At 70.6% G+C, this 17,553-nt stretch carries 18 protein-coding genes; 10 read left to right on the forward strand and 8 right to left on the reverse strand.

Annotation, left to right across the window (positions count from 1 at the left end; all coding sequences use genetic code 11):
- The first annotated feature begins 96 nt into the window (after positions 1-96).
- On the forward strand, positions 97-3,387 hold the full coding sequence (locus AB4112_RS04975; RefSeq protein ID WP_441717477.1) for a PAS domain-containing protein: 3,291 nt from the start codon (positions 97-99) through the stop codon (positions 3,385-3,387).
- A 7-nt stretch (positions 3,388-3,394) separates the two neighbouring features.
- Here AB4112_RS04975 and AB4112_RS04980 read toward each other — a convergent pair whose 3' ends face one another.
- A complete protein-coding gene (locus AB4112_RS04980; RefSeq protein WP_441717479.1) occupies positions 3,395-4,315 on the reverse strand; it encodes a DMT family transporter in 921 nt (306 codons plus the stop codon).
- Positions 4,316-4,417: 102 nt separating this feature from the next.
- Between AB4112_RS04980 and AB4112_RS04985 the strand changes: the two genes are divergently transcribed.
- The 3 genes from AB4112_RS04985 (at position 4,418) to ssuD (ending at position 7,854) form a co-directional block, all read left to right on the forward strand.
- Positions 4,418-5,278: a LysR substrate-binding domain-containing protein gene (locus tag AB4112_RS04985; RefSeq protein ID WP_441717481.1), complete on the forward strand. Its 861-nt coding sequence runs from the start codon at positions 4,418-4,420 to the stop codon at positions 5,276-5,278.
- A 273-nt stretch (positions 5,279-5,551) separates the two neighbouring features.
- Positions 5,552-6,511 (forward strand): aliphatic sulfonate ABC transporter substrate-binding protein, encoded by a 960-nt coding sequence (locus tag AB4112_RS04990; protein ID WP_441717483.1) that lies wholly within the window; start codon positions 5,552-5,554, stop codon positions 6,509-6,511.
- A gap of 179 nt (positions 6,512-6,690) precedes the next feature.
- Complete coding sequence (gene ssuD / locus AB4112_RS04995; RefSeq protein ID WP_309795927.1) at positions 6,691-7,854, forward strand: FMNH2-dependent alkanesulfonate monooxygenase; 1,164 nt, start codon at positions 6,691-6,693, stop codon at positions 7,852-7,854.
- A gap of 105 nt (positions 7,855-7,959) precedes the next feature.
- Here the strand turns inward: ssuD and AB4112_RS05000 are convergent, their stop codons facing one another.
- Positions 7,960-9,003 (reverse strand): aldo/keto reductase, encoded by a 1,044-nt coding sequence (locus AB4112_RS05000; RefSeq protein WP_441717486.1) that lies wholly within the window; start codon positions 9,001-9,003, stop codon positions 7,960-7,962.
- Positions 9,004-9,201: 198 nt separating this feature from the next.
- On the reverse strand, positions 9,202-9,828 hold the full coding sequence (locus AB4112_RS05005; RefSeq protein ID WP_441717488.1) for an FMN-dependent NADH-azoreductase: 627 nt from the start codon (positions 9,826-9,828) through the stop codon (positions 9,202-9,204).
- A 147-nt stretch (positions 9,829-9,975) separates the two neighbouring features.
- On the opposite strand from AB4112_RS05005, the gene AB4112_RS05010 reads away from it, so the two are divergent.
- Positions 9,976-10,452 carry a winged helix-turn-helix transcriptional regulator gene (locus tag AB4112_RS05010; protein ID WP_441717490.1) on the forward strand — a complete coding sequence of 159 codons (477 nt, stop codon included), beginning with the start codon at positions 9,976-9,978 and terminating at the stop codon, positions 10,450-10,452.
- Between the two features lie 129 nt (positions 10,453-10,581).
- The gene (locus AB4112_RS05015) at positions 10,582-11,154 is read left to right on the forward strand and encodes a TetR/AcrR family transcriptional regulator (RefSeq protein WP_441717492.1); all 573 of its coding nucleotides are present in this window, start codon (positions 10,582-10,584) and stop codon (positions 11,152-11,154) included.
- A 123-nt stretch (positions 11,155-11,277) separates the two neighbouring features.
- Here AB4112_RS05015 and AB4112_RS05020 read toward each other — a convergent pair whose 3' ends face one another.
- Together AB4112_RS05020 and AB4112_RS05025 are read right to left on the reverse strand one after the other, a co-directional pair.
- Positions 11,278-11,520: a DUF1127 domain-containing protein gene (locus tag AB4112_RS05020; RefSeq protein WP_309795935.1), complete on the reverse strand. Its 243-nt coding sequence runs from the start codon at positions 11,518-11,520 to the stop codon at positions 11,278-11,280.
- 299 nt (positions 11,521-11,819) lie between these two features.
- Positions 11,820-12,680, reverse strand: coding sequence for a LysR family transcriptional regulator (locus tag AB4112_RS05025; RefSeq protein ID WP_441717494.1), 861 nt, complete (start codon positions 12,678-12,680; stop codon positions 11,820-11,822).
- Positions 12,681-12,799: 119 nt separating this feature from the next.
- Between AB4112_RS05025 and AB4112_RS05030 the strand changes: the two genes are divergently transcribed.
- The 4 genes from AB4112_RS05030 to AB4112_RS05045 all read left to right on the forward strand — a co-directional run bounded on the left by AB4112_RS05030 (position 12,800) and on the right by AB4112_RS05045 (position 15,294).
- A complete protein-coding gene (locus tag AB4112_RS05030) occupies positions 12,800-13,726 on the forward strand; it encodes a DMT family transporter (RefSeq protein ID WP_441717496.1) in 927 nt (308 codons plus the stop codon).
- A 109-nt stretch (positions 13,727-13,835) separates the two neighbouring features.
- A complete protein-coding gene (locus tag AB4112_RS05035) occupies positions 13,836-14,222 on the forward strand; it encodes an NADH:ubiquinone oxidoreductase subunit NDUFA12 (RefSeq protein WP_309795940.1) in 387 nt (128 codons plus the stop codon).
- 23 nt (positions 14,223-14,245) lie between these two features.
- The gene (mlaD, locus tag AB4112_RS05040; protein ID WP_441717499.1) at positions 14,246-14,788 is read left to right on the forward strand and encodes an outer membrane lipid asymmetry maintenance protein MlaD; all 543 of its coding nucleotides are present in this window, start codon (positions 14,246-14,248) and stop codon (positions 14,786-14,788) included.
- Between the two features lie 8 nt (positions 14,789-14,796).
- Positions 14,797-15,294 (forward strand): DUF2155 domain-containing protein, encoded by a 498-nt coding sequence (locus tag AB4112_RS05045; RefSeq protein WP_441717501.1) that lies wholly within the window; start codon positions 14,797-14,799, stop codon positions 15,292-15,294.
- Positions 15,295-15,313: 19 nt separating this feature from the next.
- On the opposite strand, the gene AB4112_RS05050 is transcribed toward AB4112_RS05045, so the two are convergent.
- From AB4112_RS05050 to aat, 3 genes are read right to left on the reverse strand one after another with little or no spacing between them, the layout of a single operon-like run.
- Entirely contained in the window at positions 15,314-15,688 is a 375-nt protein-coding gene (locus AB4112_RS05050; protein ID WP_309795946.1) for an MAPEG family protein, read from the reverse strand.
- Complete coding sequence (locus tag AB4112_RS05055; protein WP_441717504.1) at positions 15,685-16,617, reverse strand: GNAT family N-acetyltransferase; 933 nt, start codon at positions 16,615-16,617, stop codon at positions 15,685-15,687. Before AB4112_RS05055 ends, AB4112_RS05050 begins: the two co-directional genes overlap by 4 nt.
- Positions 16,617-17,264 carry a leucyl/phenylalanyl-tRNA--protein transferase gene (gene aat / locus AB4112_RS05060; RefSeq protein ID WP_309795950.1) on the reverse strand — a complete coding sequence of 216 codons (648 nt, stop codon included), beginning with the start codon at positions 17,262-17,264 and terminating at the stop codon, positions 16,617-16,619. The genes AB4112_RS05055 and aat overlap by 1 nt, the downstream gene beginning before the upstream one ends.
- Between the last annotated feature and the right edge of the window lie 289 nt (positions 17,265-17,553).

The raw sequence follows: 17,553 nt of genomic DNA on the forward strand, positions 1-17,553 counted from the left end.
GTGCGGGCGGCCGGCCGCACATCCCCTTGTCACGGTGACCCATCGTTGATGCAATGCCTGCCATGAGCATGTTTTCGTGGCAACGAGCGTTGATGCATGGGCGATGCAGCCGGCCGGCCGCGCAAGGGCAAGCGCTTTCCCACGAACGGGGATCTGTCCCGCCACGTCGTCGACCATGCGGCGGTGAGCATGGCGATCGCAGGGCCCGATGGTCGCTGCCTGCACGCCAATCCGGCCTTCTGCGCCATGTTCGGCTTCACGCTGGAGGACTGTGTCGGCCGCACCGTCGGCGACATCGTCCACCCTGACGATCGGGCCGCGGTGCTCCACGCCTTCGACGCGCTGCGGCGGGGCGACATCGAGACCGCCCGGGCCGAACGGCGCTACCTGCGCCAGGATGGCGGCGTCTTCTGGGGCATGGCGCATGTCTCGGCCCTCCGCGACGAAGCCGGTGCGCCCAGCCTCTACATCTACCAGATCGTCGATATCGGGCCGCAGAAGCGGGCCGAGGCCGATCTGCTGGCCAATGAGCGGCGCTGGAACTTCGCCCTCGGCAGCGCCGGGCAGGGGGTGTGGGACTGGGACGTGGCCAGCGGCCGGATCTGGCGGTCGCGCCAATGCCGGGCGATGCTCGGCTTCCGCGAGGCGGAGATCGACGAGGTCGGGGACCGGTGGTGGCGCCGCCGGCTGCATCCCGCCGATGTCGCCCGCGTGCTGGCGGCTTTCGATGACCTCGCCGGCGGCCGGGACCAAGTCTACGACATGGACTACCGGCTGCGGCACCGGGACGGGCGCTGGGTCTGGATCCTGGCCCGCGGCAAGGTGGTCGAGCGGCGGCCGGATGGACGGCCGCGGCGGATGGTCGGGACCAACACCGACATCACCCGGCAGAAGGAGATCGAGGAGCAGCTGGCGATGGTCAGCGAACGCCTCGAACTCGCCGTCAAGGCCGGCCGGATCGGGGTGTGGGACCTCGATCTCGTGACCGACATGTACAATCTCAATGCCGAGATGCACGAGATCTATGGGCTCGGCCAGGAGGGGATGCGCGCCGGGGTGGCGCCGGGCGCCTATGGCGGGACCATGGCGGAAGCCTTCGCGCTGATCCATCCCGACGACGTGGCGAAGGTGTCGGAGGACTGGCAGCGCGCCCTGGGGCAGACCTCGGCCTATGAGGGCGAGTTCCGCATCCGCCGGCCGACCGGCGAGCTGCGCCACATCTACTCCGTCGCCCAGGTGCAGCGCGATCCGGCCGGCAAGGCGCGCCGGGGCATCGGCATCAATCTCGACATCACCGAGCAGAGGGAGGCCGCGGCGCGCGTCGCCGCCCTGAACGAGCGGCTGGAGCTGGCCCTGGAGGTCGGCAGCGTCGGCATCTTCGACTTCGACTTCGCCACCGAGCGCTACAGCTGGGACGGCCGGATGTACGAGTTGTACGACCTGTCCCCCGGAACCTATGACGGGACCCTGGCGATGTGGCTCGGCTTTCTGCACCCGGAGGACATCCCGAAGGTGATGAGGGAGTATGAGATCGCGGTGCAGGAGACCTCGGTCTTCAGCATCGACTTCCGGATCCGGGCGCAGCGCTCGGGCGGCATCCGCCACATCCGCTCGCTCGCCCGGGTGATCCGCCGGCCGGACGGCAGCCCGCTCCGCGCCGTCGGCATGAACTGGGACATCACCGACCACAGGGACCTGGCCGAGGCGCTGTTCGAGGAGAAGGAGCGCCTGCGCATCACCCTGCACTCGATCGGCGACGCGGTGATCTCCACCGACGCCGAGGCCCGGATCACCTTCATGAACCCGGTGGCCGAGCAGCTGACCGGCTGGCCGGCGGCCGAGGCCATGGGGCGGCCGCTGCCGGACATCTTCCGGATCGTCGACGAAGCCAGCGGCGAGGTGATCGCCGATCCGGTCAGCATCTGCCTGGAGCGGATGCAGCCATTATACGTCAGCGACGGCGCCATCCTGGTGGGGCGGGGCGGCGAGCGCCGCAACATCCGGGATTCCGCGGCACCGGTCCGCACCGCCTCGGGCGAGATCATCGGCGCGGTGCTGGTGTTCCAGGACGTCACCCGCGACCGCACCCTGCAGCAGGCGCTGGCGCATTCCGCCAGCCATGACAGCCTGACCGGCCTGCCCAACCGGATGGCCTTCGAGCACGGGCTGCGCGAGGCGGTCGAACAGGTCCGGCGCGGCGGGGGGCGCGAGCACGTGCTGTGCTGCATCGACCTCGACCGCTTCAAGATCGTCAATGATGGCGCCGGCCATGCCGCGGGCGACGCCCTGCTGCGCGACGTCGCCAACCTGCTGCGGCGGCGGTGCCGGGCCGAGGACCTGGTGGCCCGCCTCGGCGGCGACGAATTCGCCCTGCTGCTGCGCGACTGCTCGGTCGGCGACGGCGTGACGGCGGCCCGCCAGGTGATCCGCGCGGTGGCCGGCCTGCGCTTCGTCTGGGATGACAAGAGCTATCACATCGGCGCCAGCATCGGCCTGACCGTGGTCGCCGCCGATGGCGGCCGCCCGGACGAGCTGATGAGCCAGGCGGACATCGCCTGCTACACCGCCAAGACGGCGGGCCGTGGCCGGGTGTCGATCTATGGCGGCGACGGCAGCGCCGCCCGCCGCCACCACCGCGAGATCCAGGTCGCGGCCGGCATCCGCAACGCGATCGAGACCAACCGCTTCCGCCTGTATGCGCAGGAGATCCGCAGCCTCGGCCCCAACCCGGTGCCGATGAGCCACATCGAGATCCTGCTGCGCATGCAGGACGACGACGGGAACATCGTCGAGCCGGTGGATTTCATCCCGGCCTCGGAACGCTACGACCTGATGGGCAGCATCGACCGCTGGGTGATCCGCACCACGCTGTGCGACCATGGCCCCGCCCTGCGGGCCGCGCCCGGCCTGTCGATCGCCATCAACCTGTCGGCCAATTCGCTGAACGACCCGTTCCTGTGGCCGTTCCTGAAGGAGGAGCTGTTCGTCTCCGGCCTCAACCCCGGGCGCCTGCATCTGGAGATCACCGAGACCGCGATGATCAACAACCTGGGCGCGGCCGGGCAGTTCGTGACCCGGGCCCGCGCCGCCGGCTGCCGCGTCGTGCTCGATGATTTCGGCACCGGGCTCAGCTCCTTCAGCTATCTCCGCCAGTTCCCGGTCGACGGGGTGAAGATCGACGGCGGCTTCATCCGCCAGGTGGCGGGCAGCGCGGTCGACCGCGCCATCGTCGAATCGATCAACGCGATCGGCCATCGGCTCGGGGCGATCACCACCGCCGAGCATGTCGAGGATACCGAGACCCTGGAGATCGTGCGGGCGATGGGGATCGACCAAGCCCAGGGCTACGCGGTCGCCCGGCCGCAGCCGCTGGACACGGTGATCTGATTACGGCTCACCCGCCCCGCGGCGGGGCGGTGACCAGCCGGATGCCGAGGGCGATCGGCACCACGCCGAGCAGGTCGAGCGGCGGCACATGCTCGCCGAGCACGGCCCAGCCGAGCAGCAGGCCGATCGGCGGCACCAGGAAGTGCAGGGCGCTGGCGGTCGAGGCGCCGAGCCGGTCGAGCATGTCGAACCACAGGAGGTAGCTGGCGAGCGAGACGGCGAGGGCGAGCCAGAGGAAGCTGGCCAGCAGCTCCGGCGTCCAGCGGATCGCCGACACCGGCTCCAGCGCCAGGCCCAGAGGCAGCAAAGCGATGCCGGCCGCCAGGGTCTGCACCGCGGTGCCGTACCAGAGGTCGCCGGACGGTCCGTTCGATGGCGGCGCGATCCGCTTGTACAGGATGGTGCTGGCCGACAGCGCCACCAGCGCGCCGAAGGTGAAGGCGATGCCGACCGGCCCCTCGATGCCGCTGCCGAGCCGGCTCTGCAGCACGATGCCGACGCCGACGACGCCGAGCGCCAGCCCGGCCAGCTTCGTCCGGGTCAGCCGCTCGCCCAGCAACGGCGCCGCCAGCACCGCGGTCAGCACCGGGTTCATGCTGATGATCAGCGCCGCGAAGCCGGAGGTGACGCTCCGCAGCCCGAAATAGGACAGGGCGAGGTAGACCGCCATGGTGACGATGCCGAGCAGGGCGAAGCGCGCCACCGCGCCGGGGCCGAGCGTCCAGCGCCGGCCCGACAGCCGGGCCAGGCCGGCCAGCACCAGCCCGGCCAGCAGGAACCGCGTCGACAGCAGCAGGAAGGGCGGGGCGTAGGTCACCGCCACCTTGGCGGCGGTGAAGGCCGAGGCCCACAGCACCACGAACAGGGCGGGAAAGCCCCAGCGCACCAGGGTGCTGCGGCCGGAAGCCGGGATCGAGGCGGCGTGCATGGTCGATCTCTCCTCTGGATCGGCTGCACCTTAGAGGCCGGCGTGACTATTTAGAAATTCAATGATTAAATGATATTCAGTGGAAAAGCAGATAGGTGCCCCATGCTGGATCTCGATCTGTTGCGCAGCTTCGTTTCGGTGGTCGATGCCGGCGGCTTCACCCGGGCGGGCGAGCGGGTGCACCGCACCCAGTCGACGGTCAGCCAGCAGATCCGCAAGCTGGAGCAGGGGATCGGCCGGCCGCTGCTGGACCGCCAGGGCCGCGCGGTGGTGCCGACCGAGGAGGGCGAGCGTCTGCTCGGCTATGCCCGCCGCCTCCTGGCCCTCAGCGACGAGGCCGAGGATGCGCTGCGGCGGCCCGACGGCCTCACCGTGGTGCGGGTGGGCCTGAGCGAGGATTTCGCCGCCGAGCGGCTGACCGGGTTGCTATCCGGCCTGGCGCGGCTGAAGCCGACCCTGCGGCTCGACGTGCACTGCGACCATGGTATCGAGCTGCGCCGCGCCTTCGCGGCCGGCGAGCTCGACGTCGCCGTGCTCAAGCGCGACCCAGGCATGGGGCCCGCCTTCGCCGCCTGGCCGGAGCCGCTGGCCTGGGTTGCCAGCCGCCGCCATGGCGTGCCGGAGGGCGACCCGGTGCCGCTGGTGGCCTATGAGCAGGGCTGCCTGTACCGGGCGCGGGCGATCCATGCGCTGGAGGCCGCCGGCCGCCGCTGGCGCATCGCCTTCACCGGCTCGAACCTGCCGGCGGTGCAGGCGGCGATCGAATCCGGCTTCGGCATCGGGATCCTGGCCGGACGCGCCATGCCCGACGGCCTGCGCTTCCTGCGTCCCGAGGAGGGGTTCCCGCCGGTGCCGCCGAGCGAACTCGCGGTGATGCTGCAGCCCGGCGCGGCAGGGCTGGCGCGGCTGGTGGCGGAACGGCTGGCCGAGGCCTGCGCCGAGGCGCGGCCCGAGGCGGCGTAAGCCAGAGGCGCCATCGACTTCGTCATCGCGAGGAGTAGGTTGGGTTCGCGTTTGGCGAACCCAACATCGCGCAACCCGGGCCAGTGTTGGGTTCGCAAGAGCGAACCCAACCTACGAAGCTTACTCAAAATAACTTATAATTTATGTTGTTAAGTCCATAATTTACATATGCGACTGAAAATCAGATTGACGAACTCCAATCCGAATTGAGAGATTATGTGTGGGCGCCGGTGTGCCGGGCCTGGACTCGGCCGCCCTTCCGGAGAACTGGACATGCTTTCCCGCCGCACGCTGCTCTCGACCACCCTGGCCCTCGCGGCCACGGCCCCCCTGATCGCCGGCCGGCCGGCGCGGGCGCAGGAGGCGCCGAAGGCGCTCCGCATCGGCTACCAGAAGAACGGCATCCTGCTGGTCGCCAAGACCCGCAAGTCGCTGGAGGGGCATTTCGGCCCGCTCGGCGTCACTGTGGAATGGGTCGAATTCGCCTTCGGCCCGCCGCTGCTGGAGGCGCTGAACGCCGGCAGCATCGATTTCGGCGCCACCGGGGACACGCCACCGATCTTCGCCCAGGCGGCGCAGGCGGATCTGGTCTACGCCGCGGCCCAGCCGGCCGCCGGTTCGGGGCAGGGGCTGGTGGTGCCGAAGACCTCGACGGCCAGGACCGTCGCGGACCTCAAGGGCGCCCGCATCGCCGTCGGCAAGGGCTCCAGCGCCCACAACTTCCTGGTCGCGGCCCTGCAGAAGGCGGGCCTCGGCTGGCAGGACATCACCCCGGTCTATCTCGCCCCGGCCGATGCCCGCGCCGCCTTCGCCGGGGGCAGCCTGGACGCCTGGGCGATCTGGGATCCCTATTTCGCCATCGCCGAGCAGGAGGAATCGGCCCGGGTCATCACCACCTCCGCCGATGTCGAGCCCCAGAACTCCTACTTCCTCGCCAGCAAGGGCTTCGCCAGCGACCATCCCGGCACCCTGCGCAGCCTGGTCGAGGAGCTGAACCGGGTCGGCACCTGGGCCGATGCGCATCACCCGGAGGTGGCGAAGCTGTTCGCCGACGAGACCGGCATCAGCCTGGCGGCGGAGCAGCGCTCGGTCGACCGCGCCACGTTCCACATCGGCCCGCTGACCGACGAGATCGTGACCCAGCAGCAGAAGATCGCCGATCGCTTCGCCGCGCTGGGGCTGATCCCGGGGCCGATCACGGTGCGCGACATCGTCTGGACCCCGAGCGCCTGAGAGACCGTTTGGAAATGCTACTGGTGTGGCCGTCTGACGGCGGTTTCTGCGCTTCCGGTGCTCACGGACCCAAACGTCCGCTGCGCGCCGGTTCTCGAAACCACCGCCAGCCGACTCACACCAGCGCATTTCCAAACAGTCTCTGAGCGCCGCCTTTCCCAATCATCAGGACGCCGCCCATGTCCGACACGCAAAAGCCGCTCGACCTGTTCTGGTTCATCCCGACCAGCGGCGACGGCCCCTATCTCGGCACCCAGGACCGGCACCGGCCGGCTGATTTCCGCTATCTCAGAGAGATCGCGACCGCGGTCGACCGGCTCGGCTTCAAGGGCGTGCTGCTGCCCACCGGCCGCGGCTGCGAGGATGCCTGGATCACCGCCACCGCGCTGGCCACCGCCACCGAGCGGCTGCGCTTCCTGGTGGCGCTGCGCCCCGGCGTGGCGACGCCTGCCTTCTTCGCCCGGCAGACGGCGGCGCTGGACCGCATCAGCAACGGCCGGCTGCTGCTCAACGTCGTGGTCGGTGGCGACCCGGCCGAGCTGGCCGGCGACGGCGTCTTCCTCGACCACGACACCCGCTATGCCCAGGCGGCGGAGTTCCTGACCATCTGGCGCGGCCTGCTGTCCGGCGACACCGTCGATTTCGAGGGCGATTTCCTGAAGGTGAAGGGCGGCAAGCTGTCCTTCCCGCCGGTGCAGCGGCCGCATCCGCCGCTGTGGTTCGGCGGCTCCTCCGACGCGGCGCTCGACCTCGCCGCCGACCAGGTCGACACCTACCTGACCTGGGGCGAGCCGCTGGAGCAGGTGGCGGAGAAGATCGCCGTGGCGCGGGCGCGGGCGGCGGCCCGCGGCCGCACCCTGCGCTTCGGCATGCGCATCCACCTGATCGTGCGCGAAACCGAGGACGAGGCCTGGCGGGTGGCCGAGCGGCTGATCCGCGACGTCTCGGACGAGGCGATCGCCGAGGCCCAGAAGAAGCTGGCGGACGGGTCGGATTCGGTCGGCCAGAAGCGGATGACGGCGCTGCATGGCGGCCGCCGCGACAAGCTGCTGGTCGGGCCGAATCTGTGGGCCGGCATCGGGCTGGTGCGCCGCGGCGCCGGCACCGCCCTGGTCGGCGATCCGGAGACGGTGGCGGCGCGGCTGCGCGAGTACCAGGCGCTGGGCATCGAGACCATCATCGCCTCGGGCTACCCGCATCTCGAGGAGGCCTACAACGTGGCCGAGCTGCTGTTCCCGGCGCTCGGGATCGGCGCCGACGGCGAGAAGGCCGGTGCGCATGAGCTGCATCCCGGCGAATTCGGCGCCGTCACCGGAAAGCCGAAGCTGACCGCGGTGTCGTAGGGGCGGGAGCGGCCGTAGGTTGGGTTCGCGATTCGCGAACCCAACATCGTGACGATCGAGCCAATGTTGGGTTCGCCGGGGCGAACCCAACCTACAATGCGAGCCTTACCCTTCCCGCTTCGCCCAGGCGGTCGGCTTCGGGTTGCGCTCGAAGCCGATCTGGTGCCAGTAGGGATAGGCCGGGGTGCGGTGGCTTGCGTCGTCCAGCACTGCCACCTGCTCCGGTGTCAGGTTCCAGCCGACCGCGCCGAGATTCTGCTTCAGCTGCTCCTCGTTGCGGGCGCCGATCACGATGTTGGCCACGGTCGGCCGCTGCAGCAGCCAGTTCAGCGCCACCTGCGCGATCGTCTTGCCGGTCTCCTGCGCCACCCGGTCGAGCGCGTCGACGACGTCGTACAGGTACTCGTTGTCGACCGGCGGCCCGCCGACATCGCCGCCGGAGGCGACGCGGCCCGCCCCGGCCGGCTGGCCGCGCCGGAACTTGCCGGTCAGGCGGCCCCAGCCCAGCGGGCTCCACACCATCAGCCCGACCTTCTGGTCGACGCCGAGCGGCATCAGCTCCCACTCGTAGTCGCGGCCGATCAGCGAATAGTAGCCCTGATAGGCAACGTAGCGCGCCAACCCGTACTTCTCCGAGGTCGCCAGCGCCTTCATCAGGTGCCATCCGGAGAAGTTGGAGGCGCCGATATAGCCGATCTTGCCGGCGCGGGTCAGGTCGTCGAGCGCCCGCAGCGTCTCGTCGACCGGCGCGATCGCGTCGAAGCCGTGCATGAAGTAGAGGTCGATATGGTCGGTGCCGAGCCGCTTCAGGCTGGCCTCGCAAGCCCGGATCAGATGGTGGCGCGACGATCCCACATCGTTCGGCCCGTCACCCATCCCGAAGGTGGCCTTGGTCGAGATCAGCACCTTGTCGCGCCGGCCCTTCAACGCCTGGCCCAGGATCTCCTCCGATACGCCCTGGCTGTAAACGTTGGCGGTGTCGAAGAAATTGACCCCGGCCTCCAGGCACAGATCGACCATGCGGCTGGCCTGGGCGACATCGGTGTTGCCCCAGCGCTCGAAGAACTCGTTGGCGCCGCCGAAGGTGGCGGTGCCGAAGCTGAGGGCCGGAACCTTGAGGCCGGATCCGCCGAGCTGACGGTATTCCATGGGAGGGTCTCCGTGGTGGCGAGAGGATGGGCGCGCCGAAGCTGCGGCTCGTTGCCACGGATATGATGGGCGCGCGCGCATCTCCAATCCAGCCACTGGAGGGATCAGGCCCGTGATCTTGGCATCGGACGGGTCGCCGGCCGTGTGCTAGGCGCCGAAAGGCGGGACCGGCCGCCCCTGGCCGATCCCGATTCTGGGTCAGGCCGCTTGCGCCGTCACGGCGGAGACCTTGGCCAGCGCCCCGGACACGGCTTTCTCCGTGGCTTCCGGGCCGTAGGCGACGCCTTCGACCGCGATCGTCTCGATATCCGTCACGCCCATGAAGCCGAGCAGGTGGCGCAGATAAGGCTCCTGGAAGTCGTAGGCCTTGGCCGGGCCGTCGGAGTAGACGCCGCCGCGGGCCTCGACCAGATACACCTTCTTGCCGGTGACCAGGCCCTTCACGCCGTCGGCGCCGTAGCTGAAGGTGGCGCCGGACCGCAGCAGGTGATCGAACCAGCTCTTCAGCGTCGAGGCCAGGCCGAAATTGATCATCGCCGAGGCGATGACGATAGTGTCGGCGGCGAGGACCTCCTGCACCACCGTGTCGGACAGGGCGAAGGCCGCCTGCTGCGCCGGGCTGCGGGCCTCGGGGGCCACGCCAAGGACGGCCACGGCCACGAAGTCCTCGCCGATATGCGGCAGCGGGTCGGCGGCGAGGTCGCGGCGGACCACCGTGGCGGCCGGATCCGCCGCCGTCAGCCGGTCGACCAGCGCCTCGGCGATCTTGGTGGAGTGCGAGGCCGCGCCGCGCGGGCTCGAGGTGACGAACAGGATGCGGCTCATGGGCAAATCGGTCCTCTTGCTTCGGAAGGGGCCCGGGCCCTGGGCGGCCGATCGGCACGCCGGGATTGACCTCGGCCCGGGTCAGTCACATTTTGTGACCGACGCTAAATTGATGACTGCCCGGAATCCCCGCAAGGAGGCACATTTTTGGAACCCAGTCACAGCGATGTGCATAACGACTGCCGCGCGATCAGCGATGTGCTGGCGCGGATCGGCGACAAATGGACGGTGATGGTGGTCGGCCTGCTGTCGGATGGGCCGATGCGCTTCAACGAGCTGCGCCGCACCATCGGCGGCATCTCGCAGCGGATGCTGACGCTCACGCTGCGGGGGCTGGAGCGGGACGGGCTGGTGACGCGCACCGTGTTCCCGACCATCCCGCCGCGCGTGGACTATGAGCTGACCGATCTCGGCCAGACCCTGATCGTGCCGCTGAAGTCGCTGTTCGCCTGGGCGACCAGCAACCGCCCGATGATCGCGGCGGCGCAGCAGGCCTTCGACATGGCCACGCCCAACACGCCGGTGCCCCATCCGCCGCGGCAGGTGCCGAACCTGCAGGCGGCCCGGCTGCCGAAAATGGCCCAGGCCTTCGACGATGCGCCGGGCGGACGGAACGGCCGCTGACCGGCAGGGCTGCCGCGGTCCGGGGCCGGGCCGCTGGACGGCCGATTACCCTTTGTAAGATACTATCGGTAGGATTGTCGGGCCATCTGCCTTCGCGGGCGGATCCGGCCTGATGCAGGAGACGACCGGATGAAGCTGCCCAGGGCACAGCGGCGCGACCAGCTGCTGGAGACCGCGCAGACGATGGTGCGCGAGCAGGGAACCGATGCCCTGACGCTCGGCGCCCTGGCGGAGCGCGCCGGCGTCAGCAAGCCGATCGCCTATGAGCATTTCAAGACCCGGTCCGGCCTGCTGATCGCGCTGTACGACCTGCTCAACGACCGCCAGGTCGCGGCGTTGCTCGAAGCGCTGCAGCGCACGCCGCGCCGGCTGGAGGATGTCGCCCGGGTGGTCGCCCGGGCCTATATGGACTGCTACACCTCGATCGGGCCGGAATGGCACGCGGTCGCGGCGGCGCTGCAGGGCGACGAGGAGATGGGCGGCCATCAGCAGGAGCTGGTCGACTGCTATGTCGCGTTCTATCTCGATGCGCTCGCGCCCTATTCGGCGGTGCCGAAGGAGGAGCTGCATCTGCGCTGCGTCGGCATCATCGGGGCGGCGGAGGCGATCTCGCGGGACATGATCCGCGGGCGGGTCGACGAGGCGACGGCGGCGGCCAGCCTGGCCTCGCTGATCGTCAACTGGGTCTCGGCCAAGGCCTGACCGGCAGAGGCGCGGCGGGCTTGGCGTCCGCACAAAAGAAAACCCCGCCGGCTTACGCTCGGCGGGGTTTTCGCGACCCTTGTCCGGGGGAGGAGTCGGACAGGGTGCCTCCAGTCGCTCCGATCACGCGGCGCGACGGATGACCGAATCTTCGTTCGCGGCGGCAACGACGGCCGTCGGGCGCAGCATGCTGGCAACGTCGGCATGGCCGATGTTGGTGTCGCGGGCGGCGCGGCTGAGGCGCTCCATGATGGTGCCGCGGTTCATGCCGATGTCGGCCAGCAGGCGGTCATCGAGCTGCATCAGGGCAGCATAGGCACGACGACGGTCCCAGGCGGCGACCAGCTTGTTGATGAGGGTGTTCACGTCAGACTTCCTTCTTTGGGCGTGCCGCGACCAGCGAGGTGTTCGCGGCGCGGTGTGCGGTGTGTCTCACTGCACGAGCCGATATATGCGCTTACCTTAGCCATGCTTCCACCCCTGCCTATCGCACCGCAGCAATGCAGGCGATGCAATGCCTGACAATTAATCGCCCACTGCGCCCAGCTTCCGCCTCGGTTGGCGAAATTCGTCGCAATTCCGCCGCAATGCGCAATTGGTGCGCTGCAAAACAATTGGGCAGGCGGTGCAAACCGAATGGGCTTACGAGAAAGTAAGCGAGAGTACTATATCGCCGCGGCGAGCTCGGGGAGGGCCAGTCCTTCGGCCAGATGCCGGGCCAGCAGGGCGCCGGCCGGGGCCAGGCCGGGCGCCCGGTGCAGCCGGATATCCGCCTCCGGCAGCGGCGGCAGCCCGTCGCGGTCGCCCAGAGGGCGCAGCTCCGGCGGGAACAGCCCGGCCTTGACCACGGTGACGGCCAGGCCCTGCGCCGCGATGGCGGTAACCGCCGCCAGGCTGTGGCTGACGAAGGCCAGGCGCCAGGGCAGGCCGGCATCGTCCAGCGCCGCCATGGCCCAGGCCCGGAACAGGCAGCCCTGCGGGTACAGGGCGAGGGGCAGGGGAGTGTGGCTGTCACCCGCCAGGGCGCGGCTGGCGGCCCACACCGCCCGCTCCCGCCGCAGGAAGGTGCCGCCGCCGTCGCCCGCCGCATGCATCGCCAGCACCAGGTCGAAGCGTTCGCCCAGTCGCGGCAGCATCGGCCCGGTCAGCCCGGTCACCATCTCGACCTGGATGCGGGGATGGGCGGCGGCGAAGCCCGCCAGCAGCGGCGGCACCAGCCGGGTGCCGTAATCCTCCATCACGCCCAGCCGCACCACGCCCTCGACCTGCAGGTCGCGCAGCCGGCCCACCGCCTCGGCCGAGACGGCAAGGATGCGGCGGGCATAGCCGAGCAGGATCTCGCCGGCCGGGGTCAGTTGCAGGCTGCGGCGGGTGCGGTCCAGCACCGGCGCGCCGATCGCCGCCTCCAGCCGCTGGATCTGCATGCTGACGGCCGACTGGGTCCGGTTCAGCGCCGCGGCGCCGCGGGTGAAGGAGCCATGGTCGGCGACGGCGACGAAGGCGCGCAGCAGGTCCGGGTCCAGCATGATCCCTCCATCACGGCCTATCCATCACAGATTCTGATGTAGTGGATCATAGTTATGCGTTTCCGTGAAGTTGGCTGCGGCTCCTATCCTTCTTACGCATGGCGGAAGGGGCAGGGGCGATGTCGCGGAACGGGATCGGGGTGATGGCGGCGCTGGCCTCCAGCACGCTGGGGGGCACGTCGGTGGTGGCGACGCGCTTCGTGATCGGCGCCACCGACCCGGCGACGCTCGGCGTGTTCCGCTTCGGCATCGGCTGCGCCCTGCTGGTGCCGGTGGTGCTGACGCTGCGGGCGCCCTGGCCGGCGCGGCGCGACCTGCCGGCGGTGGCGCTGCTGGGCCTGCTGTTCTTCGCCGCCTTCCCCTTCCTGTTCAACGCGTCGCTGGCCCACACCACCGCGGCACGCGGGGCGCTGGCGCTGTCGACCCAGCCGCTGCTGACCCTGGCCGCCGGCGCGGCGCTGGGGATCGAGGCGCTGACCCGGCGCAAGGCGGCCGGCGTCCTGCTCGCCATGGCCGGGGTGGCGCTGGCATTGATGGCCGGTCTGGCCGACGCGCCGCCGCAGGCCTGGCGCGGCGATCTGCTGATGGTCGGGGCGGCGGGCTGCGGCGCCCTCTATAATGTGTGGTCGCGCGCCTATGTCAGGCGGTCCGCAGCCCTGTCCTTCACCGCGCTCAGCATGGCGGCGGGCGGCTGCGGCCTGGCGGCGCTGGCGCTGGCGACACGGCCGGTGGCCCTGCCGGCCCTCGACGCAGCCGGCTGGGCCGTGGTGCTCTATCTCGGCGTGGTCGGCGCCGCGCTGACCTTCTTCCTGTGGTCCTTCGCCCTCGGCCGCACCACGCCGACCCGGGTGGCGATCTCGGTCACGGTGAACCCCGTGGTGGCCACGCTGTTCGGCACGCTGCTGCTGGGCGAGCCGGTCGGCTGGCCGCTGCTGCTGGGCCTGGCCACGGTCGCGGCCGGCATCGCCGTGGCGGCGACCGACCCGCGGCGCCCGGCCGCGCCGATGCCGGAGGCGAGCGTTTCTTCACCTGCGCGGCTGCCTTGAAAATGCCCCGGCCGCGCGGCGGCGCGCGCACTGGACGCGGGCGGTCGGCGATGCCATAGTCCGCGCCGTTCGGCGACCTGGGGTCGCCTCTCGGTATGTCCACGGATCCATGGCCTTCGATCTGACCGAATTCGGGCTCCGCGCCTATCTCCGTTTCGTCACCTGGCGGCATGGCGCGCATGTCGGCAATGACGCGCTCGGCAACCGCTACTTCCGCAGCCGCAAGATCCGTGCGGGCGGCCGCGAGAAGCGCTGGGTGGTGTTCAACGGCGGCGTGTCGGAAGCGACCCGCGTGCCGCCGGAATGGCATGGCTGGCTGCACCACACCACCCAGCAGCCGCCGGGCGAGGCCAGCCCGTTCCGCCGCCCCTGGCAGCAGCCGCCCGAGAGCAACCCGACCGGGACCGAGCACGCCTACCTGCCGCCCGGCCATCCGCTGCGCGGCAGCCATCGCGCCAAGGCGACCGGCGACTACGAGCCGTGGACGCCGACGTGACCGGACCCGCCTGAGGAAGAGTGATGCACAGGAACGTCATCGAGACGGTGATGGGCGCGGTCGTGTTGGCCGTCGCCCTGTTCTTCCTGGGATTCGCCTATTCCAGCGCGAATTTCAACACCGTCTCGGGTTATCGGCTCAAGGCCCAGTTCGACCAGGCTGACGGCGTCTCGGCCGGCACCGACGTGCGCATCGGCGGCGTCAAGGTCGGCACCGTGACCAGCATCGCCCTCGACCCCCAGACCTATCTGGCCAATGTCGACCTCTCGATCGATCCGTCGATCAAGCTGTCGAACGACACCGCCGCGGCGATCAGCAGCGACGGGCTGCTCGGCGGCCGTACCCTGACGCTCAGCCCTGGCGGCCGCCCCGACGATCCCAGCGGCTGGCTGAAGGATGGCGACACCATCGACCACACCCAGTCCAACCCCAGCCTCGAGCAGCTGCTCGGCCAGGTGATCTTCAGCATCGGCCAGATCGGTGACAAGGCCAGCAGCGGCGGGCAGGGTGGGGCGTCCCAGGGCCAGGCCCCGCAGAAGCCGGCCGGCGGCATGTTGGGGAATTGAGCGGCATCATGCGTCGTTTCGCTGTCCTGCCGGCCCTGGCGGTCCTCGCCGTCGCGGCGCTTCCCGCCGCGGCCCAGGCCGCCGCCACCATCGACCAGCCGATCGCCGAACTGCGCGGGCTCGACAAGATCACGGCGCGGACCCAGCCGCTCGAGGCCAAGGTCGGCGACAAGGTCCAGTTCGGCAGCCTGGCCATCACGGTGCGGGCCTGCCGCAAGGCGCCGCCCGAGGATCCGCCGGAAAGCGCCGCCTTCCTCGAGATCACCGACACGCCGCCGGGCCACCCCGCGGCCACCGTGTTCTCCGGCTGGATGTTCGCGTCCTCGCCCGGCGTCTCGGCGCTCGACCACCCGGTCTACGATGTCTGGGTGGTCAGCTGCACCGACGCCTCGCCGGCCGCTGCCGCCGCCAACCAGGAGGTCGACGACAACGTGCCGGATGCCTCGACCCTGCCGTTGCCGGAAATGAAGATCATCCCGCCGGCGCTGCCGCCCAGCCGTCAGTAGGGTGGGCCACCAGTAGGGCCTACAGCGCCGCGACCGCGAACAGCCCGAGGACGCAGAGGAAGCCGAGCGTCCACAGGCTGGAGCGCAGGCTGGGCAGGTCGGCCGCATAGGCGCCGGTGTAGGCGATCCGGGCCAGCACGAACAGCCCGGCCAGCAGGTCGACCCGGCCCTGCGGTGCCGCCGCCAGCTGGGCCACCAGCACTGCCGCGGCGAAGGCCGGGAACGTCTCGAAATGGTTGCGGTGCGCCCAGTCCAGGCGCTGCGCCCAGCCGGTCATCCGCTCCATGCCCAGGCGCGGCGCGTGGTTGTCGATCCGCGCGGCGGATTTGGCCGGCATGACGGTGAGATAGGGCAGCATCACGGCGGCCAGGATCATCCAGGTGGCGAAGGTCATCGCGGCGACTCCAGCGGGCCAGCCTCGGGAAACGCCTTGGCGAAGACCGGGATGGTCTCGCTGACCGCGAAGCCGTGGCGCCGGTACAGCGCCAGCGCCGCGTCGTTCGCCGCCGCCACGTCCAGCACGGCGCTGCCGGCCCCGGCGGCGTGCAGCCGCCGCAGGCTTTCGGCCACCAGGATGTCGCCCAGCCGGCCGCCGCGGAACTCCGGGTCCCGCCCGATCAGGCTGACATCGCCCTCGCCGCCGAGGGATTCGGGCGGATAGACGCGCAGGAAGCCGGCGACGCGGCCGCCCTGCAGGATCAGGCCGTGCTTGTCGGCCAGGGCCATGGCGCGCGCGGCGAAGCTGTCGAAGTCGGGGATGCTGGACCCGGGGACGGGCGCCATGGCGCGGCGGACGGCGTCGTGCTGGCTGCGCATGGTGGCCTCGGTCGGCCGGCCCCAGGACAAGCCGTCGGGCAGCGGCGGCACTGGCGGCGGCGGGCCGTCTAGGGCGCGACGCATCAGGTACATCCGGTAGGCCTCACGGTAGCCCCGCGCGACCAGCCGGGCCTCCCAGTCGAGGAACAGGTCCGTGGCCTCGATCTCGAGGTGGCGGCGCCGGCTGCCCGGCATCGCCGCCTCGGCCTCCTGCAGCAGCCGATCGGCCAGGGCCTGCCGGTCGCAGCCGGGATCGATGCCGAGCAGCGCGAAATTCGCCGCGTCGGCGACGTTGCTGCAGGTGTCGACCAGCACGGCCACGGCGACGCGGCGGCCCGCGACATCGGCCAGGTCGAGGATGGCGCCGGGACCCGAGACCAGTTTGGTCAGGCCCCAGCGCGGGTCGAACGGCATCGCAGGCACCGGATGGGCCGCGATGAAGTCGAACAGCGCCTCGTCGATCGGGCCGGCCGGGACCGGGCGGCGGCGCAGGGGCAGGGTGGCCATCATCCCTCCGGTCGATGGTGCAGCAGGTCGTCCATCTCGGCAGCCGGGTCGGCGCCGGCCCAGTCCGGCCGCAACGCCAGCGCGGTGGCAAGCTGCCGGCGGTATTCGGCGCGGTCGATCTCGATGGTGCCGAAGCGGGCGAGATGGTCGGTGACGAACTGGGTGTCGAGCAGGATGAAGCCGGCGGCGCGCAGCCGGGCGACGAGATGGATCAGCGCCACCTTGCTGGCGTCGGTGGCACGGCTGAACATGCTCTCGCCGAAGAAGGCACCGCCGAGCGAGACGCCGTACAGCCCGCCCACCAGCGTGTCGCCGTCCCAGCACTCGACGCTGTGGGCGAAGCCGCCGCGGTGCAGCGTGGTGTACAGCGCGACGATCTCGTCGTTGATCCAGGTGTTCGGCCGGTCGGGCGCGGGCGCGGCGCAGGCGGCGATCACGGCGGCGAAGGCCCCGTCCGCCGTCACCCGGAAGCGGCCGGCCTTGACGGTGCGGGCGAGGCGGCGGGGCACGTGCAGGCCGTCGAGCGGCAGCACGCCGCGACGCGGCGGGTCGAACCAGTGCAGCTCGGTGCTGTCGGCGGATTCCGCCATCGGGAACAGCCCGGCGGCGTAAGCGCGCAGCAGCAGCTGGGGCGTGATGCGGGTCATGGCCGGGACCGGGTGGTGATACCGGAAGCAAGGGGAGTCGCGGCGCTCATGTTCCGTCGATAGCCGAGGGGGAGGGGGCGCGTCTAGCCGCCGCGGTCTTTCCTGCGCGGCCGCGTCGCGCTATCATGCCGGCATGATGAAGCCCGCGACCTCGTTCCGGAATTGGTGGCGCAGCGCCTGACGGCGGCTGCGCGTGCTTCGTCCTGCACCCCGGGCTGCTCCGATGGAGTCGGCCCTTTTTCATCTCCGTGAGACGGCAATCCATCCGAGCGGCCCCCTTGCCTTGCTC

Origin of the sequence: Inquilinus sp. 2KB_23 (assembly GCF_052115705.1) — a bacterium.
In the GTDB taxonomy this organism is placed as follows: domain Bacteria; phylum Pseudomonadota; class Alphaproteobacteria; order DSM-16000; family Inquilinaceae; genus Inquilinus; species Inquilinus ginsengisoli_A.